Origin of the sequence: Haloarcula salina, from assembly GCF_049603855.1 — an archaeon.
Classification (GTDB): Archaea; Halobacteriota; Halobacteria; order Halobacteriales; family Haloarculaceae; genus Haloarcula; species Haloarcula salina_A.
The window spans coordinates 496,039-519,336 of sequence record NZ_CP187146.1; the positions used below are offsets into that span (position 1 = coordinate 496,039).

Consider the following 23,298-nt stretch of genomic DNA (forward strand, 5'->3'; position numbering starts at 1 on the left):
GGGCTGTGAGGTTTCTCGGCGTTGTGACTCGGATTTCTACTTAAAACCGATGTTTCCGCCCGTTACTCGCCGATGTCGAACCGCTCGAAGTACTCCGTGACGTACCGGTTCGCCCCTTCCGGCGGGGCCGTGACGACCTGCGTCGCGTCGTGTTGCTCGTCCAGCGTGACGGACTGCTCGCCCTCGGGTTCGACCCGATAGACGATCGGAATCGTATGGCGAGTGTCGACGCCGTCGACGGCCGACGCCTCCCAGAAGTGTTCGCTGACGCCGAGCTGTTCCACCGAGACGGGGTCGAGACCCAGTTCCTCGCGCGCGATTCGGTGCGCCGCGTCCGTCAGTCGCTCGCCCTTGAACAGGCGACTACCCGGCCAGAACCACTCGCCTTTCGCGGGCTCTTTCTGCCGCCGCGTCAGCAGGATGCCGCCCTCGTACTCGACCACGAGGTCGACGCAGGGCTGTGGCATGTTGTCGAGGCAGGTCGCGAACGTCTCCGGCGGGATGAACTCGTCGTGGACCCTCATGAGCGGTGTCTCGGCGGGCCCACGGGAAACCGCTCCGCTTCCGGCCGTTTCGCAACCGTTAAAACTAACCGCGCCATCTGTTCTGTTGCTATCGCACGGGCCGGTGGGGTAGCCTGGTATCCTTCGGCCTTCGGGTGGCCGTAACCGCGATTCGAATTCGCGCCGGCCCATTTTCCACCAAATCGCCACGACCAGCACAGCGGTGCGTCCGCCCGAGACCGCCTGGGTCCGGGGAGCCACGGTACAGCGCGGCTGGCCCTGAAAAAGTGGGTGACGGTCGGTCGAGCAGGGGAGCGGTTCAGAGGCCTCTTTCCGGTCGCGTCAGTCGTCCACTCAGTCGCTTCGCCCGCCACCGAGGGCCGCCTCGAAGCACGTCGGACAGAGGCCCATACGGCCCGGAAGCCGCTGAATTTCGCGATAGGGCGACTCACACTCGTCGCAGTAGGTGGCGTCGCCGTCACCCAGTCGGTTGGTACCGTCGTCGGCCATCGGCCGGCGTATGCCACAGGTGGGTATCCGTCTGTCCCTTCAGTTGGCCACGTCGCTCGGGTCCACTGTGCGGAGCGCGAGCGGCGGCGCCCCGACCGTCGACCCGTACCCGGGCCGCTGTCGATGCACGTATATTCCAGACACCGCTCTCACCGGTATGCGTCAGTTCGTCATCATCGGCCACGACGCGCCGACGACGCCGGAGTTCTCGCTCGACGACCTCGCCGGCGGGGCCGGTCGGCTTGACGTGCTCTGTCGGTGCGTCACCAGCGCGTTCTTCCTGAGCCACGCGATCCGCGAAGACGTCCGCGTCCACGCCGTCCTGGGCGACGAGTACACGGTTACGTTCGAGGGGAGCGACCTCCGCCGGCTAAATCCGGACGAGCGGTCGACGGCCGCGCTGATCCGGAACGCGCTCGGCGAGCGAGAGGAGGCCATCGGACACATCCCGGTCGAGACTTCCCCCGGCGTGTCACTGACTCGACGGGGCTTCGAGGGGACGCTCGAAGCCGTCGCACGGCGCGGGACCGTGGTCCAGCTCCACGAGGACGGCGACCCGGTGGTCGACGTCGAGCCGCCGAGCGACCCCGTGTTCGTCCTCTCGGACCACGGCGACTTCCGCGAGGCGGAGGCCGACCTGCTCGCCGACCACGCCGAGCAGCGCGTCTCGCTCGGGCCCGAGCGACTCCACGCCGACCACGCCATCACGGTCGCGCACAACTACCTCGACACCGAGGGGTTCGAGCGGTACTGACCGGCCAGCGCGTCGCGCGACCGAGCCGGCGGCTGCCAGAAGGGTTTTGCCGAACGATTCGCTGGGTGGAGTATGAACGAATCGGACCGGACCGCGAGGGGCTGTCGCGTTGCGTCGGAGCCGACGGAAGCGGTGACGCGACTCCGTCGGCGATGAGCGGCGACGACTCGCTCTCTCGGCGCGCGCTCTTGCAGGCGGTCGCCGGTGCCGGAGTTGCCTCGGTGGCCGGCTGCTCGGCCTTCGAAGGGGAGCCCGACGGGACAGCGACGCCGGTCGACGGCGAGCGGGCGCGCGCCCTCGCCGAGCGGTTCGCGCCGACGCTGTACTTCGATCGGCACGAGCCGTGGTTTCCGACCGACCCGCGGCCGTACGCGAGCGAACGGGACGGCGAGACCGTCGTCGACGGCTTCGACGCGTTCGACGGCTACCACGAGCGCGCCGCCGCGGACGCGCCGCCGGATCCGACGGTGTTCTACCACGCGGTCGAGTACGCGGACTCCCCGCTCGCCGTCGTCCAGTTCTGGTTCTACTCGGCGTTCGACCAGTTCACGACGAACTTCCACTGGCACGACTGGGAGGTCTTGCACGTGTTCGTCGACACCGGCGGGGAATCGGGCGGCGGCGAAACCGCCGACGCGTCCGCCGCGGACCCGCAACTGTACGTCGCGAGCTCACACTCCCGCAAAGTCCCGAACAACGAGTTCCTCGACCCGGACCCGGAGATGGTGCCGCGAATTCTCTCGGAGCTCGGGTCGCACTCCAGCGCGCTGTCGCTCAACGACGTGCCAGACCGCTTCAGCCGGCTGCCCGAGGGCGACCGGCTGGCCGACATCACGAACAGCGCCATCGAGACCATCGAGGACATCGCGGCGATTCCGGTCGCCTACGGGCTTCCACGCGACGAGGGATCGCGGCTTCCCTACCTCGTGCCGGAGTACGAGGGCGCGCCGCTGTACGAACACGACCGGCTCCCGTCCGTCGGTCGGGAGGACCTCGTCCCCGAGGCACTGACGGTGCGCTCGTTCGACAGCCTCGCCGCGCCCCCGTCGTCGCTGCCGACGCGGGAGACCGGACTGGTCTTCCAGCACGCCGGGCGCGACGACCCCGACGCCGACATCGAGTACGACCTCGTGTCGACGGGCGAGATCGAACACATCGCGGACTTCACCGGCCCGCAACTCAGCTTCGAGTTCGCGGTGCCGTCGTTTGCCGAGGACGCTATCGCGGGCCACATCACGACCACGGGTGCGCCGTGGAACCAGCCACGGTACGAGAATCCGGCGGCGGACATCACGGAGCCGAACCACCGCGCCGCGCTGGCCGAGCGCTACGACGCAATCGGCGCGCCGGCCGCGGTGCGAACGGTCGTCGCGAGCCTCGCTGCGGCGGTCTCGGACGACGACGCGCCGGACGGCGAGGGGGTGACGACCGAGGACACGTCGGTCGAGTCGGTCGCCCTGCTGGAGAGCGACCCCGAGGCCGTCCCGACCTTCTCGGGGCTGGCCGTGGTCCGGGACGTGCCCGCCGGCGAGCACCGGTTCACCGTCAACGGGGCCGGCGTCGCGCCCCACAGCGAGACGGTCTCGGTCCCCGAGGCGACCGACGGCGGCCCGACGCGGGCGGGCGTCGACGGCGAGATTCCGCTCGTGGCGCGCGAGAACGCGCTCCGGCTGGAAGTCGACCCCACGACCGTCGACGACGACCTCACCGATCTCGCCGTCGAGGACGACTTCGGCGGCCGGCTGTACGACGCGCCGCTGTCGGGGCCGGACGCGGTGTACGTCCACGCCGGCGGGGCCTACACGGCGGAGGTCCGGGACAGCGCAGACGAAATAGGCGCGTTCCGGGTGAATCCCGACCCCGACGCTGGCGCGGCCGCGCGCATCGAGGACCCCCGCACGGGGAAGGCGTCGCTGGCCTCGTTCCTCGCCGACATCGCCGAGGAGACGCGCGCTGCGGTCGCTGCCCAGGCGGCCGAGGCGACCGACGGCGGCGGTTCGGCGAACGCGATTACCGGACTCGAACGGGCGCTCGGGGCGGTCGTCGAGGCCGCGCGACGAGCGACCGAGCGAGCCGAGGCCGGTGACCGGGCCAACGCGGACAAGCAACTCCAGGCCGTCGCCGACCGCCTCCAGCGCGTGGCCACGCGTCTCGACGAGGCGAGCGACGCGCTGTCGGACCCGCTCTCCCGGGCCGCCAGAAAGCGCCTGGAGCAAGCGAACCGGCGGACAGAGCAGGCGCAGAACGCGGACAAACTGTAGCGCGCCGCGCTGCCTGCTTGGTCAGAAGTCGAACCAGCGAGCGAGGCCGCCGAGCAGTAGCACCAGTCCGCCGGCGATGAACGTGCCGGGGACCGGGAGCGCGAACAGGACTGCGCCGATCAGGAGGACGCCCGTTGAGAGTCTCATTGTAACCCTTCGTACGTGGGCCCCACGGGAACCCTCGCTGTTTGCACACGCAAGTACCGTCAGGAGTATGTCGCTTCGGTCCGCAGCGCCGGTATGACCGACGAACTCGCCTGGGAGACGCTCGACGCCGAGGTCGCCTACGCTTGCCCCGGGTTCGACGTCGTCCACGAGGACGTTCGGCTCCCCGACGGCACGGACACCGACTTCGACTACATGCGCGAGGGTGACAGCGTCGTCGTCCTGCCCTTCACCGAGGGCGACGACGTGGTCGTCATCGAGGAGTGGCGACAGGCGGTCGACCGCGTCAACCGCGGCCTGCCGGCCGGGTCGATCGAGCCAGACGACGAGGACCCTGACGCCGCTGCCCACCGCGAACTCCGGGAGGAGACCGGTTACGCCGCCGACTCGGTCTCGCACCTATACACCGCCGAACCGGCCAACGGCTACGCCGACTCGACGTTCCACTACTACGTCGCCCGCGGCTGCGCCCCCGTCGACGACCAGGACCTCGACTACAACGAGTCTATCCGCGTCGAGACGACCGACTTCGACGCCCTGCTCGACGCCGTCCGCGACGGCACGCTCCGCGACGGCCGCTCTGCCGTGGGGATCATGCACTACGCGCTGTTCGAGCGGTGAGCGGTACCATTTCGCCTGGAGCGGTCTGCCAGCAATCGACCCGCTCTGGCGGAACGGTTCGACCCGAACTCGATCCGTTCGAATCGATCACGAAAACCTGGTGAAATTGATTCGCTTTGGCATGGTCTGGACGATACCACCCCCGTTTTCACAGGGCTCGTCCACAGTTCTGTCCAGTCGCTGATTGTCGTTCGTGTCGTTGAAAACCACGACAGTGACCGTGTGTTCACCCGTTCGCGGTTCGTCGAGTTCGATTGTGCCTCCATCGCTAACGACAGGCCTCTCTTGGGTCTGTTCTGCCGAGACGCCCGCAATCGAATCGTCTACATATGCAACGAACAACACACTCATATTTGCTGGCACTTCGGAGGTAATGCGAACCCGATCCTGACCCCAAAATCTGGGTTCTATGAGACCCCAAAACCCCACCTGAAGACCGTCTGTACACGCCGTTCCAGAATCGAGCAGCGCTGCTGATGTGGGTGCTTCAGATGGCGTCGTTTGGTTCGAATCTGGTGTCGCGTGAGGAGTCGCCGTCGAATCGCGGGTAGTGTCACTGAATGTAGTGCATCCGGAGAGGACGATAGATACCAGCACTACAGTCAGGAGGGCCTTCCTCATTGGTGTTGCTGCGATTTCCGAGCGAATCCTTGAGTAGTTTGTGACAGACTCTGTTTGAGTGGTGGCTGACGAACTTCGCTCATAGACTCTGGTTGGTGAGCCGACGGTAGATTGAAACCATTTGCCATGTTATATCTTCACATGGTGTCCGTCACACTCGACGAGCCGACCGCGCGTCGACTGGACAAGCTCCGGGCCGCCGTCCGCCGCCGGACGGGCCGCCCCGTCTCGCGGGCCGATATCGTCGGCCGGCTGATCGACGACGCGTACGCGTCTCGCGACGAGACCGTCGACCTCTTCAGGGACGCCCAGCTGTACGTCGCCGACGACGAGTCGGGGACGGTCGCGCGACCCCAGCGAGAACTCCTCGCCGGTCCAGACGAGCGAAGCGACGAGTAGCGCCGCGACCAGCGCGCTCTCGCGGGCGGGAACACAACCCTTAGGCGCGCCGCCCGCCGACGACGGGTAATGACGCACTTCGAGGTCCGCCAGTACGACGCCGCGGGCCGACTGGGCGAACTGACGGTGCCCCGCGCCGGCGTCACCGTCCAGACCCCGACGATCCTGCCGGTGGTCAATCCCCACGTCCAGACGGTCGCCCCGGCGACGCTCGAATCCGAGTTCGGGGCCGAGATTCTCATCACGAACAGCTACATCCTCCACGGCTCCGAGGACCTCCGGGAGCCGGTCCTGGAGCGCGGTCTCCACGACCTGCTCGACTTCTCCGGCGCGATCATGACTGATTCGGGATCGTTCCAGTTGGCCGAGTACGGCGACATCGACGTGACGACCGAGGAGATACTCGAATTCCAGCACGACATCGGCTCGGACATCGGGACGCCGGTCGACATCCCGACGCCGCCCGACGTGGACCGCGAGCGCGCCACCGAGGAGCTGGCGACCACACAGGAGCGACTGGCGCGGGCGGCCGAGGTCGACACCGGCGAGATGCTCGTCACCGCGCCGGTTCAGGGCGCGACCTACCCGGACCTGCGCGAGCGGGCCGCCGAGCACGCCGCCGCGACCGGGCTGGACGTGTTCCCGCTCGGGGCCGTCGTCCCGCTGATGAACGAGTATCGCTACGCCGACCTCGTCGACGTGGTCGCCGCCTGCAAGCGGGGTCTGGGTGAAGTCGGGCCGGTCCACCTCTTCGGTGCGGGTCACCCCATGATGTTCGCGCTGGCGGCGGCGCTCGGCTGCGACCTGTTCGACTCGGCCGCCTACGCGCTGTACGCCCGCGACGACCGCTATCTGACGGTCCGCGGGACAGAACTGCTCGACGAACTCTCGCAGTTCCCGTGTCACTGCCCGGTCTGCACCGAACACACGCCGGCGGACCTCGAAGCGATGGCCGACGACCGACGCGAGGAACTGCTGGCCCGGCACAACCTCCACGTCACCTACGGCGAGATTCGGACGGTCAGGCAGGCCATCCGCTCGGGAAACCTCCTCGAACTGGTCGACAGCCGCGCCCGCGGCCACCCGACGATGCTCGACGGCTACCGGGCGCTGCTGGACCACGCCGAGCAACTGGAGCGGACGGACCCCGTCTCGAAAGACGCGTTCTTCTACACCTCGGCCGAGGCCGCACGCCGGCCCGAGGTCCGCCGCCACCACGAGCGACTGGCCCGCCTCCCCGTCGAGGGCGACGACGTGTTGCTCACCGAGGGGAGTTCCAGCAACCAGTACGACGAGTCCTGGGGCGTCCTCCCGCCGTTCGGGCCCTACCCGCGCGAACTGGCCGATACGTACCCCCTGACCGCCGAAACTCCGGACCGGACCGACCGGGCGGCCCACGAGGCCGCGGCGACGGGCGTCGCTCGCCTCGTCGACCTGCACCCCGACGTGTCGTTCACGTTGCTCCACGACGACTGGCCCGTGACGGCGCTCGACCGCGTCCCCGACCGCGTCCGAGTGCGTGACCTGCACGCGAACGAGTGAGCGGGGCGTTCCCACGCCGACCCGTCCCGCACGTCACCTTCAGACCGTCGGCTCCGGAACGTCCTCGTCGGCCGCATCGCGCCAGGAGCGCGTCGGCTCCCAGCCGAGTCGCTCGGTGGCCTTCGCGGTCGAGTAGGCCGACGCGTCGCCCTCGACGGTGCAGTCCTCGGGGACCGCCCCGTAGTGCTCGCCCAGGAGCTCCGTCAGCGGGCGGCCGAGTGCGTTGTCGGGCCCGACGCAGTTGAACGCCTCGTGGCCGTCGAGGTCGGCCGCGAGCGCGGCCTCGACGAGGTCGACCACGTCGCGAACGTCGACGTAGGACCAGTAGTTGCCGGCTCCCGCCGCGATGTCTTCGACGTAGTCGTCGTCCCGGCAGTGGTACTCACCGGGGGCCTGTATCCACGAGGGCCGTATCGACGCGACGGAGACGCCGTCCCGCCGCGCGATGGTCTTCCCGATCTCTTCGGTGACGACCTTCGAGAGGCCGTAGTCGTCCTCGGGGCGGAGCGCGTGAGCCTCGGTGATCGGCAGTTCGTCAGGGAGCGGCGTCTCCTCGGCGAAGAAGAAGCCGTACGCGCCGTCGGATGAGCCCTGCACCACGTCCGCGCCGACGCGACCGGCCGCCGTCAGGACGCTGTGGGCCGCGAGCGTGTTGTTCCGGTAGAGGTCGACGCCGGGGTGGTTGCCCGCGACGGGGATGGCCGCCCAGTGGACGACCGCGTCGGGGGCGAGCGCGGTCAGTACGTCGAAGACGCTCCCGGCGTCCGTCAGGTCGAGCGCGCGGTAGTCGACGGCCGGGTGCCCCGCACCGTCCGGGAGGTTTCGGTCGAGCACGGTCACGTCGTGGTCGGCGGCGAAGCGGTCGACGATCCAGCGACCGGAGTTCCCCCGACCGCCGGTGACGGCTACGTTCATGTGCTCGCTGGGAGCGCGGTCGTCCAAAGCGTGGTGGTCCTCGAACGCGCGCCGGCCTACAGGTCGAGCCGGAACCGCTCGCCGTGGGAGAACGTCGTCCAGCCGAGGATGCGCTCGTCGCGGTGGGGGCGTCCCGGGTCGTCGATCGCCACCTGCTGGGCCGAGACGTACGTCGGGACGTTCTTCACCGGCTGGCCGCTCACCTTCACCGCCTCCAGGTACGCCTCCTTCTGGTAGTAGGAGTACGCGACCTCGTACAGGGCGGATGCGGCCTCCTGCTTGCGGGCGGGGAACCCGTGGACGTTTTCGAACACCTCGCTGTCGCCCTCGCCCAGCGCCTCCCACGCTTCGGGGTCGGCGACGTACGGTGCGTGGGCGTCGAGGATCAACTCGATCGCGCTCCGGTCGTCGCCGTCGAACTTCTGGTACTCGTAGAGCGTCGGGCCGTCGAGCTTGTCGGCGTAGAGCCGACTGAGTTCCGCGGCGGTGACGAGCGCTTTCGCCGCGTACAGCGAGTACGCGAGGCTCGACGCGCGGATGATCTCGTTCTCCAGCAGGCCGTCCTCCCGGAGCTGGGTGAAGCCGACCTCGCGGTTGCGCTGCATGGCCGTCCTGAAGCGGTCCCAGTCCCGGCAGTACACCGCGCCGGCGGCCTGGGCCATCTCCTGCCAGTTGAAGATGTTCTGCTGGCCCATCGAGGTCTCGACCTCGTGTCCAACGTCGTCGAGGAAGGTCCGAATCCACTCTTGCAGGTCGGCTTCGGTCCCCACGTCGCCGTCGTCCCAGGCCTCGTGACCGCGGACGAGTTCGGCGCCCCACCACATCTTCGGGAGCGTGATGAACTGCTCGATGCTGTTGGTCACGACCGGGGCCATCCGCGTCTCCGCGTTCAGGAACCAGTGGTCGAGGAGTTCCACGGCCTTCTCGGCGTACTGGTCCTCCTCGTGGTAGCGGTAGGCGAGACCGAGGTCTCTGATCCGGTCGCCGGTCCTGATCGCGGCGACGTAGTCCTTGCGCTCCTCGGGGTCGTTGGGGCCTTTCGTCTTGAACTCGTGACCGTCTCCGTTGTCGGTGACGCTCTCGGGCGCCGCGTCCATCGCCTCGCGGACGTCGGACATGAACGCCTCGTAAGCGGTGGACCACGGGCTGTCGCCGCGCTCGACTCGGGACCGTATCGCCGCGAGCGTGTCGATGTCGACGAACATCGCGGGGCTACCTGGCGGCAGATTCTGTGACGCGGTCGACTGCTCTTGGACCGAGGTCGACCGCTCTCCCTCTGGTGTCGTCTGGGAGGCGGAATCCGCGTTCGCGTCGTCGGAGGACAACCCTGTCGAACAGCCGCCCAGCGCGGCAGTCGCGCCGGAGAGCGCGAGCAACATCTCTCTTCGTGTCGGGCTCTGCACGCCCGGAGTCACGCCCACCGTACGGTTAGTTAAGAACCGGTTAACCGACCGACGGCGGCTTCCCGAAGCCCGCCGCGGATCGCCGTCAGGCCGGGACGGCGTGGTGTCCGCGCGCCGGTCGGCCCAAAGGCAAGATAGTTGGTCGCGCGCGGCCGACGCCATTGCATGACCGACTACTTCGAGGTCCACGAGCGCGACAGCGCCGCGCGGCTGGGCGAGCTCCGACTCGCCGAGTCCGTGACGACGCCGGCGCTGGTCGACGACGTGGACGCCGACACGCCGGGCGCGTGCCACCGCGTCCTCGACGACGCCGGGAGCGACTGGGCCACAGAGCGAGAGGTCCCCGCAGGCGACGAGTCGCGGATCACGGTGCTTCCCCACCGCGGCTTCCCGGCGGGCACGCCAGAGGAAGTCGCCGACGCCTTCGCCGTCGACTACCCCGACGTTGACGTTCCGAGCGCAGCGGTCGTCTCGCCAGACACCGCCGCCGGCCACTCGTGTGACGTGTCCGTCCTCGCCGGCGCGCCGGGCTACGTCGGCCACGCCTCGGCCTTCGTCGACGCCGTGACCGCCGTCAGGGAGGCGACGCCCGCCGACACCGCGCTCTACCTCCCCGGCGTCGCCACGCCGCGAAACGTCGCGACGCTCGTCTACGCTGGCGTCGACCTCGTCGACCCGCACCGCGCCGTCGTCCGCGGGACCGAGGGCCGCTACCTCACGACCGACGAGGCGTACTTCCTCGAAGACCTCGACGAGCTCCCCTGTTCGTGTCCGGCCTGTCAGACCCCTCGCGAGGACTTCGACCGCGAGGACTGCGTCGAGCACAACGTCAACGCCCTCGCCGCGGAACTCCGACGGGTCCGCCGCCGCATCCGCGACGGCCGCCTCCGCGACTACGTCGAGGGCCAGGCCCGGCAGGACAACTGGCTCACGGCGACGTTCCGCCGACTTGACCAGCAGTACGGCTACCTCGAAGAGCGGACGCCGCTGATTCGCCGGGCCGACCTCTCGGCGGCCAGCGAGGACTCGCTCCGTCGGGTCGAGATTCAGCGCTTCGCCGAGCTGGTCACCGACCGCTACGTCCCCCGCTTCGACGACCGGCCGCTCGTGCTCGTCCCCTGTTCCGCGCGAAAGCCCTACAGCGACTCCCAGAGCCACAAGCAGTACCACGACGCCATCAAGTGGCGCGCCCACGTCGTCTCGATGACCTCGCCCATCGGCGTCGTCCCGCAGGAACTCGAACTCACCTACCCCGCCCAGCACTACGACTCCGTCGTGACCGGGCGCTGGACGGCCAACGAGATCGAGTTCGTCAGCCGCGTCCTCGAACGCTATCTCGAAGACGCTGAGTATCCCGAAATCATCGCCCACGTTCCGGGCGAGGGCTACCGCGACATCTGCGAGCGCGTCGCCGACTCGCTCGGCCGGGAGTTCACGTTCACCGTCACCGACCACCCGACGACGGCCGACTCGCTCGGCAATCTCGCGGCGGAGCTGGAAGGATGGGACCGCTACCCGAAGCGCGAGCGCGAGCACAACACGATTCGCGCCGTCGCGGACTACCAGTTCGGCGCGGGCGCGGGCGACGAACTGTTCGACGACCTCTCGACGGCGGGCCGCTACCCGCAGTTGCGCGCCGAGGACGGCGACGGGACCCAGCTGGCGACGCTGGCCCAGCAGTACGGCGTCCTCTCGCTGACCACCGCCGGGGCGCGCCGCTGGGTCGAGAGCGACGTGCCGACTAAAGCGGTCGACATCGAGCCGTTCGTCCCGCATGGGTCCGTCCTCGCGCCGGGCATCACGGACGCCAGCGACGACATCCGCGTCGGCGACGACGTGGTCGTCCGGGGCGACGCGGCCTTCGGCGTCGGCCGCGCCGAGATGAGCGGGCCGGAGATGCGGTCCTCGACGCGGGGCATCGCCGTCCAGATGCGCCACGTCGAAGAGCGGTGAGCGGTCCAGACGCCCGGTCGCGGCTCACCGCGACACTCTTGGGGTCGCGGTAGCGCTTGACTATCGATGACTGCTGCGCTCGGCCTGTATCTCGTCGTCCTCGCCGCAGTCGTCCTCTTCTTCGTCGGGGCGCTGGCGTACTACCAGGCGGCCGCCGCACCGGGACAGGCGCTCCGGAAGCGCGGGCTGACGCCGCGGTGGGTCGCGGCCGCGTTCGTCGCCTCGTTCGGCGTCGTGGTCGGCTTCGGCTCTCTCGGCGACGTGAACGTGTTCGCCCTCGGTGGCGATATCAGGGGGTTCGGGTTCGTCGTCACGCTGTTCGGCGTCCCGCTCCTGCTCGGCCTATTGGGTCTCGGCGCGGGATACGGACAGGGCCGTCGCTGGCGGCGCTTTCACCCGACCAACGACGCGCCGACCGGCGCTGTCACGTCGGGGACGGTCGCCTGCACCGGCCCGGTGACCGACACCGAGACGGCGACGGCCCCCGTGACGGGTCGCGAGGGCTGTTGCTGGTCGTGGTCAGTCGAGGTCCTCGACCCGCACGGCGCGAGCGCCGCCGGCCAGCGCGAGCGGTGGGCGACTGTCGCCGGCGGTGTCGGCGGCGTGCCCTTCGAGATAGACGACGGGAGCGGTCCGCTCGCGGTCGACCCGACGGGTGCGACCGTGGACCTCGCCGCCGAGCGGACGCTGCGATTTGCGGCCGACGAACGCCCGCCTGACTCGTTCGGGACGCCCGACCCGGACGTGGAGCGGATGCACGGCGACAAGCAGCGCCGGTACACGGAGACGTTGCTCGCGCCCGGTGACCACGCCGCCGTCACCGGGACCGCGACCCGGTCCGAGGAGGCCCTCGTCGTCGCCGGCGACCACACCCACGTCGCCGTCGGGTCGCTCGCCACCGCCGCGACCCGGTATCGGAACCGCGCCCTCCTGTACGCCTGCGGGGGCCTCGTGGGCGTCGCCGTCGGGCTCTGGGGGCTCACCGGCCTGTTCGGCGTCGGCCCGTGACCGCCCGACTTATCCGCCGAGACCCCCTCTCACCGGTATGGAACGGTCGGCTCTCCGCCGATACCGACGCTACCTGCCGGCGGCCGGGTTCGCTCTCGTCCTGCTTGTCACATCGCTCACCCCGGTCCCCGAGGGCGCGAGCGAGCAGGTCCCCGCGCTGTTCGGTATCGCCCTCGACAAGTGGGTCCACGCGCTGAGCTACGGAGTCCTGACGGCGCTGCTCGCGTGGGCCCGTCGCGCCAGCTCGGTACCGCTCGTCGCGGCACTCGCGGCGGTCGCCGTCTGCTACGGGGCCGGCGTCGAACTCCTGCAGGGGCTCGTGCCGTCTCGCGGCCTCAGCGGTGCTGACTTCCTCGCCAACGGCATCGGGGCGGTGCTCGCCGGCGTGCTGTGGCTGGCCCTCGCGCGCGCCGACACCGCTGCGGACGGCACGGAGTCTTTCGCCCGGCGGTAACGAAGCGGCTTTACGCACACATCAGCTACCCCGCCCTAATGAGCAAGCCCAGTCCCGAGGTCTACGAGGAGGGCAAGGGCATGGACGCCCACAACGCCGTGATGCGTGACATCCGGTCGCGTAACGACTCGACGTACGACCCTCGCGAGCCGACCCGCGTCTGGCTCGACGAGGACAACACGCCCGACGGCGTCTACCAGAGCCTGACCATCATCCTGAACACCGGCGGCTGCCGGTGGGCCCGCGCCGGCGGCTGTACGATGTGTGGCTACGTCGCCGAGAGCGTCGAGGGCGGCAGCGTCGCCCACGAGGACCTGATGGCCCAGATCCAGCACTGCCTCGACCACGAGGCCGAGAACGCCGACGAGCCGTCGGGGCTCATCAAGATCTACACCTCCGGGAGCTTCCTCGACGAGCGCGAGGTCCCCGCCGAGACGCGACAGGCCATCGCGGAGACGTTCGCCGACCGCGACCGCATCGTCGTCGAGTCCCTGCCGGACTTCGTCGACCGTGAGACCGTCGGCGACTTCGTCGACGCGGGGCTGGAGACCGACGTGGCGGTCGGCCTCGAGACCGCGACCGACCGGGTGCGCCACGACTGCGTGAACAAGTACTTCGACTTCGCCGACTTCGAGGACGCCTGCGAGGCCGCGCGGGACGCCGGCGCTGGCGTCAAGGCCTACCTGCTGATGAAGCCGCCGTTCCTCTCTGAGTCGGAGGCCGTCGAGGACATGAAGCGGTCGGTGCGCCGGTGTGCCGCCGTCGACGGCTGTCACACCGTCTCGATGAACCCCTGTAACGTCCAGCGCTACACGATGGTCGAGGAGCTGTACCACGACGGCGGCTACCGGCCGCCGTGGCTCTGGTCGGTCGCCGCAGTGCTGGAATCGACCGCCGAGGAGGACGTCATCGTCGTCTCCGACCCCGTCGGACACGGCAGCGACCGCGGCCCGCACAACTGCGGCGAGTGCGACGACCGGGTCCAGCGGGCCATCAAGGACTTCGACCTGCGACAGGACCCGTCGGTGTTCGAGCAGGTGTCCTGCGAGTGCGAGGCGACGTGGGACGCCGTGTTGACCCGCGAGCGGAGCTACTCGCTGCCGCTCGCGCGCTGAGCGCTCGGGCAGATCTTGAATCGCCGCCACAGCACGATACCAAGCGCCAATCAGCTCGATTTCACTTTCACCGCGGTAAGCGTGCGCTTATACCGCTCCACCGTCTAACTGTCTACAGGGGCCGTCGGGCACTGTCACACGCTCCGCTGGTCCCTCTCCCCTTGATACAGCACTCGTGAGCCATCGGTCTCTCGATTCGAGCGGCGTTACTCGGCGAACCCGCGGAGCACGCCCTGTCCGTCTGTCCGGCCGAGGTCCGAGAGCGTCGCCCGCTCGGGGTGGGGCATCATGACGGCGACGTGGTCGTCCTCGCCGGTGACGCCAGCGACGCTGTGTTTCGAGCCGTTCGGATTCGCTTCCGGCGTCGCGTTGCCGTCCGCGTCGCAGTACTTGAACAGGATGCGGTTGTCGGCCTCCAGTTCGTCGAGGCGGTCGTCGGTGATCTCGTAGCGGCCCTCGCCGTGAGCGATGGGCAGTTCGACGACTTCGCCCTCGTCGTACTGGCTGGTCCAGGGCGTCTCGGCGTTCTCGACGCGCAGGTGGACGTGTTCGCACTGGAAGCGAGCGCTCTCGTTGGTCGTGAACGCGCCGGGCGTCAGCGACGACTCGCAGCCGATCTGTGCGCCGTTACAGATGCCGAGCACCGGCGTTCCCCCGTCGGCGGCCTCGCGGACCTCGGCCATGATCGGCGAGCGGGCGGCCATCGCGCCGGCACGGAGGTAGTCGCCGTAGGAGAAGCCGCCGGGGAGGACGATGCCGTCGACGCCCGCGGGGAGGCCGTCCTCGTGCCAGGCGAGTTCGGCCTCGAAGCCGAGCGATTCGAGCGCCTGGACGGAGTCGCGGTCGCAGTTCGACCCGCCGAACTGGATAACGGCGATGGTCACAGCGACCACCTCGTGTGGGAACAGCGCATCGCCGGTAGTTTCACTGCAATCGTCATTCCGCGGGGTCGACCTCCACGTCGTAGTCGTGGATGGTGGGGTTGGCGAGCAGGCGCTCGGCCATCTCCTCCGCGCGGTCGGCCGCCGCGTCGGCGCTCTCTGCGTCGAGGTCGAGTTCGAACACGTCGGCCGAGCGCAGGTCGTCGAGTTCGAAGCCCAGCCGTTCCAGGGACCGCTGTGTGGTCTCGGCCTCGGGGTCGAGGACGCCCCGCTTGAGCCGGACGGTGACGGTCGCGGTGAAGGCAGTCATTACTGGCAAGCGAGCGGCCGGCGGAGAAAACGCTTGTGTTCTCCTGCGGTCGTCACGCCGCGGGGTCGACCGCCGTCCAGTCGGCCGGTTGATCCGGCAGCCCGTCGACCCGGAGTTCGACTCCCTCGTCACCGGCCCGGACGTGGACGCGGCCGTCGAAGCACTGGACCAGGCTCTCGACCACCTGCTCGTCGTGGGCCTTCGGGTCGAGGACGCACGCGCCGATGCCGCCCGCGGTGTCGATCCGGCCGGTGACGGTGTTGACGAAGCGATACACCGGCCGCACGTCGTCGCTGTAGACGAGCAGCGGGGTCGCGGTCAGGACACCGGTCCTGACGCGTTCGTACCCCGCGGCGTACAGCCGCTCGTAGTGGTCAGAGTACTCGATGCCGATGCCGGTCAGGTCGCCCGGGGTCCCGACGGTCGAGACGCAGTTTTCGGGGGACTCGCGCCCGTCCTGTGCGCAGTCGACGACCCCGATCCGCTTCGGGTCGAGCGTCCCACCGTGGCGTTCGAAGTCTTCGAGCGTCGCGGCCGCGCCGCTGTCCGTCGCGACGATGAGGGTCCCGCAGTCAGTCTCGTCGCACTTGAGCAGCCGCAGCCCGAGCTCGCGGGCGCCGTTGAGGACCGGTCCCGTCACGATGACGCTCGTCCCCGGGTCGACTGGGCCCAGCGGGAGGTCGTCGAACGCGTAGGGGGCGTCCCGACGCGCCGTCATCAGGGCGCTCCCGTGAGCTGTCGCCGCAACCGGAGCTGTTCTTCGACCTCGTCCGCGAACCGCCTGAGGTCGTCCAGTTCCGCGCGGCTGTATCGGCGCGGCTCGCTGTCGGTACAACAGACCGCTCCGAGCGCGTTCCCGTCGTCGTCCGTGATTCTCACGCCCGCGTACGACCGGATGTCCAGTTCCGCCAGCGCGTCGACGGCAGCGAACCGCGGGTCTTCCTGTACGTCTTCGACGACGAGCGTCTCGTCGGTGAGAATCGTGTGCGTACAGATCGAGTCCTCTCGGGCGAGCGTCCGCCAGTTGGCCCCCTCGCAGGCCAGGAACCGCTCCTCGTGCTCGTCGACGAGGCCGACGAAGGCCACGTCGATGTCGAAGTGGCGGGCCATGAGCGTCGTCAATCGGTCGAACGCCTCGGCGGCCGACAGCGAGGCCACGTCGTACTGTCGCACGGCGGCCAGCCGCTCGGATTCCGCCTCCGGGAGGGGGTAGGCCGCCTGCGTCGTCTCCGCTGCTGCCGCCGCGGCCACCTCGGCCAGTCGGTCCCGCGACCCGTCGTCCGGTTTCGGGACGTACTCGACGACCTGTTCGGGCGCGCCTCGCGGCAGGTCGGACGGCCCGCGGTCGGTGAACAGGATACAGACGCAGTCGGGGTTCACGGCCCGGACGGTGTCGACCGCGTCGAAGCCGTCGCCGTCGTCGAACTCGAACGCCGTCACGACGCAGTCGACGGGGTCATCGAGCGTCGATTCGAGGTCGCTGATCGACGCTGCCTCTCTGACAGCCAGCCCGGCGCTCGCGAGCGCGTCGACCGTCGCCGCTCTCGACGCGTCGTCCGGGTCGGCACAGAGAACCGTCGGCGAATTGCTCGTCACGACCGAACGTCGGTCGCTGGGCACAAAGGCGTGGTGACCGAAAACGAAGGCTTTTGGCTCGGGCCTGCCGAATCAGCAGCAAATGAACGACGAATTCGTCCGGAGGTGGGTATCGTGAGACATTCGCTGACCGAGATCACGGTCGTCGGCGAGGACGACACGGGACTCATCGCCGAAGTGACCTCGTTGCTGTTCGAACGCGGCATCAACATCGAGGACCTCGACCAGGCCGTTCGCGAGGGCGTGTTCCGCATGACCATGCACGTCGACACGGCCGAGATGGTGACGACCGAGGAGAAACTCCGCGAGGACCTCACCGAACTCGGGGACGAACTCGGCGTCGACCTGCAGGTCCGGTTCCCCTCGGACCGCGAGACGCAGTCCATCGCCGTCCTCGTCACGAAGGAGTCTCACTGTCTCGAAGCCCTGTTCGAGGCGTGGGCCAACGGCGACCTCGGCGCGGACATCGAGGTGGTCATCGGCAACCACGACGACCTCGAACCGCTGGCCGCGAAGTACGACGTGCCGTTCCACGACATCGGCGACGAGAAGGGGACGCCGGACGAGGAGCAACTCCTCGACCTGCTGGCGCAGTACGACGCGGACCTCATCGCGCTGGCCCGCTACATGCGCATCCTCTCGCCGGACGTGGTCTTTCGCTACGAGAGCCGCATCATCAACGTCCACCCGAGCCTGCTGCCCGCGTTCCCCGGGGCGTCGGCGTACATGCAGGCCATCGAGGAGGGCGTCCGCATCGCCGGCGTCACCGCCCACTACGTGACGACAGACCTGGACCAGGGCCCCATCATCACCCAGCGGGCGTTCAACGTCCCCGACGACGCCACCGAGGAGGAACTCCAGCAGATCGGGCAGCCCCTCGAAGCCGAGGCGCTCATCGAGGCCATCAAACTCCACCTCAACGACGAGGTGACCGTCCACCGCGGCCGGACGAAGCTCCGGGACCCGGACGAGACGGACGCGCAACTCGGCGCGCCCGACGAACTCGACCGGCTCAACCCCGACCGGCCCATCGACGGTCTGGGTGAGTTTGTGGCAGGCGAGGACGGGGAAGTCGAAGCGGGCGACTAAGCCAGCGAGGATCGCGCGATAGCGCGTATCCGATCCCTTCGTCGGCCGGTTCGCAGAAGCAGACGACTAAGCCATGGAAGGCCGCACGAAAGTGCGGGCCTGACAACTTCGTCGGCTGTCTCGCAGAAGTGGGCGACTAAGCCAGCGAGGATCGCGCGATAGCGCGTGTCCGATCCCTTCGTCGGTCGGATTGCAGAAGCAGACGACTACGCCATCGAGTAGACCGCGAAAAGCTGGACTGCCTTTTCCTCTCAGAGGTCGCGAGCGGCGTCGACGGCCGCGTCGAGCGACGGCGCGTCGAACACGTCGCCACCGACGTAGGCGTTCGTCCCGGCGCAGTAGAGGTCGCGGGCTATCTGGATGACGCGCTCGTCGAGCGGTTCGGGCGACTCGTCACAGAGCGATTTCCAGTCCGCGACGCCCCGTTCGCCGGCCTGTCGCTTGGCTTCGCCGACGGCCTCGACCCACGCGGGCTGGGTGCGCTTGTGGTACTGGCGGATGACCTCCTTGCTGACCTGCTGGCCGTCGTACGAGAAGCGGTTCTCGTCGAACGTGCCGACCACGTCGGCGACGCGGATCTCGCCCTCGTGGTACAGGCACTCGATCTTCCCGTCTTCGTGGACGAGGTCGGCTTCAGTGGCCTGCTCGGTGACGACGTGGTTCACGGCGAGCGCCAGCTCTTCGAGGCGGTCGATGCTCGCCGTGCCGGCGATGCGGTCTGCGGCCTCGCGGTCGAGGTAGCGGTCCTGCTCCTCGTATTTCGTCGAGAATTCGACGATGGGCTCGTCGAGGTCGACCACCTCGTCGGGCCACTCGTCGGCGTCGAGGCCGTGGTCCGACGGGTCGGTCCGCGAGCGCAGCGAGGAGCCGACGGGGACGCGGTTCCGGAAGACGATTTCGAGCGGAATCAGGTAGTTCTCGCCAGCGTCGGCGTGGTAGGCGTCGTAGTCGTAGCCGCCGTCGGCGAAGGGGAGGTCGGGCACCTGCGTGAGCGAGATGACCATCTCCTCGGGGGCCGTGCCGGCCGACAGCGCCTCGCCGAGGTCGAGCACCTCGTCGCCGTCCGGAAGCCGGACGCCCTCGTAGTGGGTGGGGAGGTGGTTCTCTTCGAGCAACTGGAAGTTGTACGCGCCCATCGTGCACAGCGACGCGCCCTTGTCCGGGATCTCGTCGGGCATCTTCCCCCAGTCGAATACCGAGTAGTCGTCCGTGAACACGAACGCGCCACGGCCCAGGTCGTCGGCCGTCGCGGGTTCGTCAACGCGGAACTCCTTGACGCTCGTCATTGTGCCCGCCTTTCGGGCCGGGGACAAAGACGTTTCTCACTCGCGCCGTCCGGGAAGGGTTTTCCCGCTCGCCGCTGACCATCGGACGATGGCGGCGAACCTACTGGTCGAGGCGGCGATCATCGTGGCCGCGACGGGGGCGATCTGGAAGGGCAGCGACTGGCTGGAGACGTCGAGCGAGCGGCTGGCGGCCTACTACGGCCTGCCGGAGGTCGTCCAGGGCGCGATCATCGTCGCCGTGGGATCGAGCTTCCCCGAGGTCGCGACCGTCGTCGTCGCCGCGCTCGGCGGGGCGATGCCGCTCGGGGTCGGTGCGATCGTCGGCTCCGCGATTTTCAACGTCCTCGTCATCCCCGCTGCGGCGGGGCTCGCGACGGACGATCCGCTGGAGTCGAATCGGACGCTGGTGTACAAGGAGGCGCAGTTCTACATGCTCTCCGTCTCCGTCCTGCTCATCACGTTCGCGCTGGCGGTCATCTACTACCCCAGCCAGGCGGCGCTGTCGGGCGTCGTCACACGGCCGCTGGCGCTCGTTCCACTGCTGCTGTACGGCCTCTACATCTTCATCCAGTACCAGGACACGGCCGACCACGAGGCGGGCACCGAGGCCGGAAGCGAAATCGCTGTCGGCCGGCAGTGGCTCTTTCTCGCGCTGGGCCTCGGCGTCATCCTCGTCGCGGTGGAGCAACTGGTCCACTCGGTTGGCGTCCTCGGCCGCACCGCGGGCATCCAGGAGTTCTTACTGGGCGTGACGGTCCTCGCGGCGGCGACGAGTCTGCCCGACACACTCGTCAGCGTCAGGGCCGCCCGACAGGACCGCGGCGTCACGTCGCTGGCGAACGTCCTCGGCTCGAACACCTTCGACCTGCTCGTCGCCATTCCGCTCGGCGTCCTCATCGCCGGGACGTGGACCGTCGACTTCGCGATGGCCGTACCGATGTTCGGCGTCCTGACGGCGGCAACCATCCTGCTGTTTACGGCCCTCCGAACCGACCTCGTGCTGAGCGAGATCGAGTCGTACGCGTTGCTCGGCGCGTACGCGCTGTTCGTGGGATGGATCCTCGCAGAGACAGCCGGTAGCACTGTTGGGCTCTTGCCGACGGGATGATCGTGACGGCCGGGTGGCCGTGACGACCGGCACCCGACGGGGCAAGACTGGACACAGATTCGGCCACATCTTGTCTGTGACCCACACGTTTTTGGCGGTGCTTTCCCTCCAGTTCAGCAATGCCGGATGTCTCAGAGCCCGTCGATTCGCCGGACGGTTCCGTCGAGTTCGACCACCGTCCGACGACCGAGCAGTCGTTCGAGAACGCACTGGCGAAGGCGCGCGATGGGACGCGACTGACGGTCGACGACGCGGTCGAACTGCTGACGACGGGCACCGACCGGGACGGCATCGACCACTACCGAAAGGAGCGCGTTCTGGAGGCGGCCGACCGCCGGCGGGCCGAGGTCGTCGGCGACGAGGTCACGTTCGTCGCGAACCTCAACAACAACGTCACCACGGCCTGTAACACCGGCTGCCTGTTCTGTAACTTCAAGGACCGCTCCGAGCAGTTCCGCAGCGAGTACCAGGAAGACCACGGGGGGTTCACCAAGACGCCCGCCGAATCGCGCGAGATCGTCCGAGACGCCGTCGACCGCGGCATCTACGAGGTGTGTTCGGTCAGCGGCCTCCATCCCGCGTTCGCGCTCGACGACGAACACCGGGAAATCCTCGAAGCCAGCGACCGTGGCGACCTGAACTACCGCCCGCCGGCCGAGTACGACACCGACCCGGCCACCTACTGCGAACAGCTCTCGGCGATGAACGTCGGCGGCGTCCACGTCCACTCGATGACGCCGGAAGAGGCCTACCACGCCCGACGGGGGACCGACTGGTCCTACGAGGAGGTGTACCGACGGTTGAAGGACGCCGGTCTCGACAGCGTGCCGGGGACGGCCGCTGAGATACTCGTCGACGAAGTCCGGAACGTTATCTGCCCGGGCAAGATCGACACCGGCGAGTGGCTGGAAGCGATGGAGGCCGCCGCCGCGGTCGGACTCGACATGACCTCGACGATGATGTACGGCCACGTCGAGAACGAGCGCCACCGCGCGCTCCACTTACAGCGCATCCGGGACTTGCAGGACCGGACCGGCGCGATCACGGAGTTCGTCCCGCTGTCGTTCGTCCACGAGGAGACGCCGCTGTACGAGCGCGGCATGGTCGAGGACGGGGCCAGTCGGGACGAGGACGAACTGCTCGTCGCCGTCGCCCGCCTGTTCCTCGACAACGTCGAGCATATCCAGTCCTCGTGGGTCAAGTACGGCGACGCGCAGGGCCTGAAGCTGCTCAACTGCGGCGCGGACGACTTCATGGGGACGATCCTCTCCGAGGAGATCACCAAGCGCGCCGGCGGCGGCTACGGCGAGTTCCGCTCGTTCCGGGAGTACGCGGACATGATCACTGCCATCGGCCGGACGCCGGTCGAGCGCTCGACCGACTACGAACAGCGCCGCGTTATTGACCCCGACGCGGACGTGCTCGGTCCGACGCTCGGCCCGCGAGCGGACGGCACGCCGCTACTGGAGTGAGTGCCGTCGCTCTGCGCTCGTATCTGGCCGCGAAAACGGTCGCGGCTGGGCAGGGCCGCGACCGAACCGGACTCGCTTCGTACCCGGGATAGCTGTCAGAGGCACGCCCAGGCATGATAACTATTGGTCTTGCAACCGTTGTGTAACTACTGCCTAGGTACCTAGGTGGTCGTCTCGTGACACGGTGCCGGCCGGCCGTACGATTCAGGCGCTGACCGGGTTCTCGCCGCGTTCGAGTATCGCCCGGAAGCGCTCGCCGGCCTCGTCGTCCGCCTCGATGGCGGCTTCGATCGGGTCGGACAGCCATCCGTCGTCCACGAACCGCTCGTAGACGGGGAGTCGCTCGCGCAGCGGCACGTCGGCGGTGTCCGCGACGGCCGTCAGTTCCTGCAGTGCCGGCCACTCGTACTCTGGGTTGATGTGGTCGACGGTGACCGGCGAGACGCCGCCGAGGTCGTCGATGCCGCAGTCGGTCAGGTCTCTCGCGGGCGCGAGGTTCGGCGGGACCTGCACCGACACCGCCTCGGGAAGGACCGCGCGGGCCATCGCGGTCACCCGGCGCATCGTCGCCAGGTCGGGCGAGCCGTCCGTCCAGCGCTCGTTCTCGACGACCGGCTGGACGATGACCTCCTGGATGTGACCGTAGCGCTCGTGGAGTTCGCGGATGGCGAGCAGGCTCTCGGCGCGGTGGTCCCAGTCCTCGCCGATGCCGACGAGGATACCGGTCGTGAACGGGACGCCGAGTTCGCCGGCGACCCGGAGCGTGTTGAGCCGCTGGCCCGGCGTCTTCGAGCGCGGGCCGCCGTGGGCCTGCACCTCGGTGGTCGTCTCCAGCATGACGCCCATCGAGGCGTTCAGGTCGGCCACGTGGGCCATCTGCTCGCGGGTCTGGTCACCGGGGTTCGCGTGGGGGAGCAGCCCCTCGTCGAGCGCGATCTCGCAGGCCGCCCGGAGGTACTCGTGGATCGAGTCGTGGCCCCACTCGGCGAGCTGATCGTGGATCTCGGTGTAGCGGTCGTCCGGGTCGTCGCCGAAGGTGAACAGCGCCTCGGTACAGCCGGCGTCGGCCCCCCGGCGACACGTCTCGCGGATCTCCTCGCGGCTCAGCAACTCGGCCTGACCCGGCGGGTCGTAGTAGGTGCAGTAGGTGCAGGTGTACCGGCAGGCGGTCGTCAGCGGCAGGAAGACGTTCCGGCAGTAGGACAGCTCCGGCGCGGCCGAGACGTCCTCGGGCATCACCGACAGCGCCCGCTCAACGTCGGCGTCCCGAATCTCGATGTCGATGTCGTAGTCCTCCGCGCCGGGAATCACGTCACGGGATCTGCGTCCCAC

Annotated in this window: 24 protein-coding genes and 1 tRNA gene; 13 read left to right on the forward strand and 12 right to left on the reverse strand. The window is 68.8% G+C overall.

The window, feature by feature from the left end:
- Positions 1-62: 62 nt before the first annotated feature.
- Positions 63-524 (reverse strand): GDP-mannose mannosyl hydrolase, encoded by a 462-nt coding sequence (locus tag ACOZ4I_RS02490; protein WP_424002694.1) that lies wholly within the window; start codon positions 522-524, stop codon positions 63-65.
- A 97-nt stretch (positions 525-621) separates the two neighbouring features.
- On the opposite strand from ACOZ4I_RS02490, the gene ACOZ4I_RS02495 reads away from it, so the two are divergent.
- Positions 622-694, forward strand: a tRNA-Pro gene (locus ACOZ4I_RS02495).
- A gap of 163 nt (positions 695-857) precedes the next feature.
- On the opposite strand, the gene ACOZ4I_RS02500 is transcribed toward ACOZ4I_RS02495, so the two are convergent.
- Positions 858-1,013: a hypothetical protein gene (locus tag ACOZ4I_RS02500; RefSeq protein ID WP_424002696.1), complete on the reverse strand. Its 156-nt coding sequence runs from the start codon at positions 1,011-1,013 to the stop codon at positions 858-860.
- Positions 1,014-1,170: 157 nt separating this feature from the next.
- Here ACOZ4I_RS02500 and trmY point away from each other — a divergent pair, with 157 nt between their 5' ends.
- Both trmY and ACOZ4I_RS02510 read left to right on the forward strand, forming a co-directional pair.
- Positions 1,171-1,767, forward strand: coding sequence for a tRNA (pseudouridine(54)-N(1))-methyltransferase TrmY (trmY, locus tag ACOZ4I_RS02505; RefSeq protein WP_424002698.1), 597 nt, complete (start codon positions 1,171-1,173; stop codon positions 1,765-1,767).
- Positions 1,768-1,919: 152 nt separating this feature from the next.
- Positions 1,920-4,028 (forward strand): hypothetical protein, encoded by a 2,109-nt coding sequence (locus ACOZ4I_RS02510; RefSeq protein WP_424004772.1) that lies wholly within the window; start codon positions 1,920-1,922, stop codon positions 4,026-4,028.
- Between the two features lie 21 nt (positions 4,029-4,049).
- On the opposite strand, the gene ACOZ4I_RS02515 is transcribed toward ACOZ4I_RS02510, so the two are convergent.
- On the reverse strand, positions 4,050-4,175 hold the full coding sequence (locus tag ACOZ4I_RS02515) for a hypothetical protein (protein ID WP_424002700.1): 126 nt from the start codon (positions 4,173-4,175) through the stop codon (positions 4,050-4,052).
- 93 nt (positions 4,176-4,268) lie between these two features.
- Between ACOZ4I_RS02515 and ACOZ4I_RS02520 the strand changes: the two genes are divergently transcribed.
- On the forward strand, positions 4,269-4,814 hold the full coding sequence (locus tag ACOZ4I_RS02520) for an NUDIX hydrolase (RefSeq protein WP_424002702.1): 546 nt from the start codon (positions 4,269-4,271) through the stop codon (positions 4,812-4,814).
- Between the two features lie 87 nt (positions 4,815-4,901).
- Here ACOZ4I_RS02520 and ACOZ4I_RS02525 read toward each other — a convergent pair whose 3' ends face one another.
- Entirely contained in the window at positions 4,902-5,435 is a 534-nt protein-coding gene (locus ACOZ4I_RS02525) for a hypothetical protein (RefSeq protein WP_424002704.1), read from the reverse strand.
- A gap of 141 nt (positions 5,436-5,576) precedes the next feature.
- Here ACOZ4I_RS02525 and ACOZ4I_RS02530 point away from each other — a divergent pair, with 141 nt between their 5' ends.
- A complete protein-coding gene (locus ACOZ4I_RS02530) occupies positions 5,577-5,834 on the forward strand; it encodes a hypothetical protein (protein WP_424002706.1) in 258 nt (85 codons plus the stop codon).
- A gap of 69 nt (positions 5,835-5,903) precedes the next feature.
- On the forward strand, positions 5,904-7,376 hold the full coding sequence (gene tgtA / locus ACOZ4I_RS02535) for a tRNA guanosine(15) transglycosylase TgtA (RefSeq protein ID WP_424002708.1): 1,473 nt from the start codon (positions 5,904-5,906) through the stop codon (positions 7,374-7,376).
- A gap of 39 nt (positions 7,377-7,415) precedes the next feature.
- Here tgtA and ACOZ4I_RS02540 read toward each other — a convergent pair whose 3' ends face one another.
- Positions 7,416-8,291, reverse strand: coding sequence for an NAD-dependent epimerase/dehydratase family protein (locus ACOZ4I_RS02540; protein WP_424002710.1), 876 nt, complete (start codon positions 8,289-8,291; stop codon positions 7,416-7,418).
- A 56-nt stretch (positions 8,292-8,347) separates the two neighbouring features.
- Complete coding sequence (locus tag ACOZ4I_RS02545; RefSeq protein ID WP_424002712.1) at positions 8,348-9,670, reverse strand: alginate lyase family protein; 1,323 nt, start codon at positions 9,668-9,670, stop codon at positions 8,348-8,350.
- 189 nt (positions 9,671-9,859) lie between these two features.
- On the opposite strand from ACOZ4I_RS02545, the gene arcS reads away from it, so the two are divergent.
- The 4 genes from arcS (at position 9,860) to ACOZ4I_RS02565 (ending at position 14,224) form a co-directional block, all read left to right on the forward strand.
- Positions 9,860-11,647 carry an archaeosine synthase subunit alpha gene (gene arcS, locus ACOZ4I_RS02550; protein ID WP_424002714.1) on the forward strand — a complete coding sequence of 596 codons (1,788 nt, stop codon included), beginning with the start codon at positions 9,860-9,862 and terminating at the stop codon, positions 11,645-11,647.
- A 66-nt stretch (positions 11,648-11,713) separates the two neighbouring features.
- A complete protein-coding gene (locus ACOZ4I_RS02555; RefSeq protein WP_424002716.1) occupies positions 11,714-12,655 on the forward strand; it encodes a GIDE domain-containing protein in 942 nt (313 codons plus the stop codon).
- A 37-nt stretch (positions 12,656-12,692) separates the two neighbouring features.
- Positions 12,693-13,109, forward strand: a complete 417-nt coding sequence (locus ACOZ4I_RS02560) for a VanZ family protein (protein ID WP_424002718.1) — start codon at positions 12,693-12,695, stop codon at positions 13,107-13,109.
- A 38-nt stretch (positions 13,110-13,147) separates the two neighbouring features.
- On the forward strand, positions 13,148-14,224 hold the full coding sequence (locus tag ACOZ4I_RS02565; RefSeq protein WP_424002720.1) for an archaeosine biosynthesis radical SAM protein RaSEA: 1,077 nt from the start codon (positions 13,148-13,150) through the stop codon (positions 14,222-14,224).
- Between the two features lie 206 nt (positions 14,225-14,430).
- Here ACOZ4I_RS02565 and purQ read toward each other — a convergent pair whose 3' ends face one another.
- Genes purQ through ACOZ4I_RS02585 form a run of 4 tightly spaced genes read right to left on the reverse strand, consistent with a single transcriptional unit; the run spans position 14,431 to position 17,011 of the window.
- Complete coding sequence (gene purQ / locus ACOZ4I_RS02570) at positions 14,431-15,108, reverse strand: phosphoribosylformylglycinamidine synthase I (RefSeq protein ID WP_424002722.1); 678 nt, start codon at positions 15,106-15,108, stop codon at positions 14,431-14,433.
- A 52-nt stretch (positions 15,109-15,160) separates the two neighbouring features.
- Positions 15,161-15,415 carry a phosphoribosylformylglycinamidine synthase subunit PurS gene (gene purS / locus ACOZ4I_RS02575; RefSeq protein ID WP_424002724.1) on the reverse strand — a complete coding sequence of 85 codons (255 nt, stop codon included), beginning with the start codon at positions 15,413-15,415 and terminating at the stop codon, positions 15,161-15,163.
- 52 nt (positions 15,416-15,467) lie between these two features.
- Complete coding sequence (locus tag ACOZ4I_RS02580) at positions 15,468-16,133, reverse strand: DUF7504 family protein (RefSeq protein ID WP_424002726.1); 666 nt, start codon at positions 16,131-16,133, stop codon at positions 15,468-15,470.
- Positions 16,133-17,011 carry a GAF domain-containing protein gene (locus tag ACOZ4I_RS02585; protein WP_424002728.1) on the reverse strand — a complete coding sequence of 293 codons (879 nt, stop codon included), beginning with the start codon at positions 17,009-17,011 and terminating at the stop codon, positions 16,133-16,135. Before ACOZ4I_RS02585 ends, ACOZ4I_RS02580 begins: the two co-directional genes overlap by 1 nt.
- A 105-nt stretch (positions 17,012-17,116) precedes the next feature.
- On the opposite strand from ACOZ4I_RS02585, the gene ACOZ4I_RS02590 reads away from it, so the two are divergent.
- Positions 17,117-18,100 (forward strand): formyltetrahydrofolate deformylase, encoded by a 984-nt coding sequence (locus ACOZ4I_RS02590; protein ID WP_424002730.1) that lies wholly within the window; start codon positions 17,117-17,119, stop codon positions 18,098-18,100.
- Positions 18,101-18,351: 251 nt separating this feature from the next.
- Here ACOZ4I_RS02590 and ACOZ4I_RS02595 read toward each other — a convergent pair whose 3' ends face one another.
- Entirely contained in the window at positions 18,352-19,386 is a 1,035-nt protein-coding gene (locus ACOZ4I_RS02595; protein WP_424002732.1) for a phosphoribosylaminoimidazolesuccinocarboxamide synthase, read from the reverse strand.
- A gap of 88 nt (positions 19,387-19,474) precedes the next feature.
- Here ACOZ4I_RS02595 and ACOZ4I_RS02600 point away from each other — a divergent pair, with 88 nt between their 5' ends.
- Both ACOZ4I_RS02600 and cofH read left to right on the forward strand, forming a co-directional pair.
- A complete protein-coding gene (locus tag ACOZ4I_RS02600) occupies positions 19,475-20,494 on the forward strand; it encodes a sodium:calcium antiporter (protein ID WP_424002734.1) in 1,020 nt (339 codons plus the stop codon).
- A 119-nt stretch (positions 20,495-20,613) separates the two neighbouring features.
- A complete protein-coding gene (cofH, locus tag ACOZ4I_RS02605; protein ID WP_424002736.1) occupies positions 20,614-21,966 on the forward strand; it encodes a 7,8-didemethyl-8-hydroxy-5-deazariboflavin synthase subunit CofH in 1,353 nt (450 codons plus the stop codon).
- A gap of 204 nt (positions 21,967-22,170) precedes the next feature.
- Here cofH and cofG read toward each other — a convergent pair whose 3' ends face one another.
- Positions 22,171-23,277, reverse strand: a complete 1,107-nt coding sequence (gene cofG / locus ACOZ4I_RS02610; RefSeq protein ID WP_424004773.1) for a 7,8-didemethyl-8-hydroxy-5-deazariboflavin synthase subunit CofG — start codon at positions 23,275-23,277, stop codon at positions 22,171-22,173.
- Positions 23,278-23,298 lie beyond the last annotated feature (21 nt).

Coding starts and splice junctions, on each gene's coding strand:
- ACOZ4I_RS02515 (WP_424002700.1), bottom strand. CDS start 4,175: ATGAGACTCTCAACGGGCGTCCTCCTGATCGGCGCAGTCCTGTTCGCG.
- ACOZ4I_RS02560 (WP_424002718.1), top strand. CDS start 12,693: ATGGAACGGTCGGCTCTCCGCCGATACCGACGCTACCTGCCGGCGGCC.
- purS (WP_424002724.1), bottom strand. CDS start 15,415: ATGACTGCCTTCACCGCGACCGTCACCGTCCGGCTCAAGCGGGGCGTC.
- ACOZ4I_RS02545 (WP_424002712.1), bottom strand. CDS start 9,670: ATGTTGCTCGCGCTCTCCGGCGCGACTGCCGCGCTGGGCGGCTGTTCG.
- ACOZ4I_RS02500 (WP_424002696.1), bottom strand. CDS start 1,013: ATGGCCGACGACGGTACCAACCGACTGGGTGACGGCGACGCCACCTAC.
- ACOZ4I_RS02520 (WP_424002702.1), top strand. CDS start 4,269: ATGACCGACGAACTCGCCTGGGAGACGCTCGACGCCGAGGTCGCCTAC.
- ACOZ4I_RS02600 (WP_424002734.1), top strand. CDS start 19,475: ATGGCGGCGAACCTACTGGTCGAGGCGGCGATCATCGTGGCCGCGACG.
- ACOZ4I_RS02510 (WP_424004772.1), top strand. CDS start 1,920: ATGAGCGGCGACGACTCGCTCTCTCGGCGCGCGCTCTTGCAGGCGGTC.
- ACOZ4I_RS02490 (WP_424002694.1), bottom strand. CDS start 524: ATGAGGGTCCACGACGAGTTCATCCCGCCGGAGACGTTCGCGACCTGC.
- cofH (WP_424002736.1), top strand. CDS start 20,614: ATGCCGGATGTCTCAGAGCCCGTCGATTCGCCGGACGGTTCCGTCGAG.
- ACOZ4I_RS02540 (WP_424002710.1), bottom strand. CDS start 8,291: ATGAACGTAGCCGTCACCGGCGGTCGGGGGAACTCCGGTCGCTGGATC.
- trmY (WP_424002698.1), top strand. CDS start 1,171: ATGCGTCAGTTCGTCATCATCGGCCACGACGCGCCGACGACGCCGGAG.
- ACOZ4I_RS02565 (WP_424002720.1), top strand. CDS start 13,148: ATGAGCAAGCCCAGTCCCGAGGTCTACGAGGAGGGCAAGGGCATGGAC.
- ACOZ4I_RS02525 (WP_424002704.1), bottom strand. CDS start 5,435: ATGAGGAAGGCCCTCCTGACTGTAGTGCTGGTATCTATCGTCCTCTCC.
- ACOZ4I_RS02595 (WP_424002732.1), bottom strand. CDS start 19,386: ATGACGAGCGTCAAGGAGTTCCGCGTTGACGAACCCGCGACGGCCGAC.
- tgtA (WP_424002708.1), top strand. CDS start 5,904: ATGACGCACTTCGAGGTCCGCCAGTACGACGCCGCGGGCCGACTGGGC.
- arcS (WP_424002714.1), top strand. CDS start 9,860: ATGACCGACTACTTCGAGGTCCACGAGCGCGACAGCGCCGCGCGGCTG.
- ACOZ4I_RS02580 (WP_424002726.1), bottom strand. CDS start 16,133: ATGACGGCGCGTCGGGACGCCCCCTACGCGTTCGACGACCTCCCGCTG.
- ACOZ4I_RS02555 (WP_424002716.1), top strand. CDS start 11,714: ATGACTGCTGCGCTCGGCCTGTATCTCGTCGTCCTCGCCGCAGTCGTC.
- ACOZ4I_RS02530 (WP_424002706.1), top strand. CDS start 5,577: ATGGTGTCCGTCACACTCGACGAGCCGACCGCGCGTCGACTGGACAAG.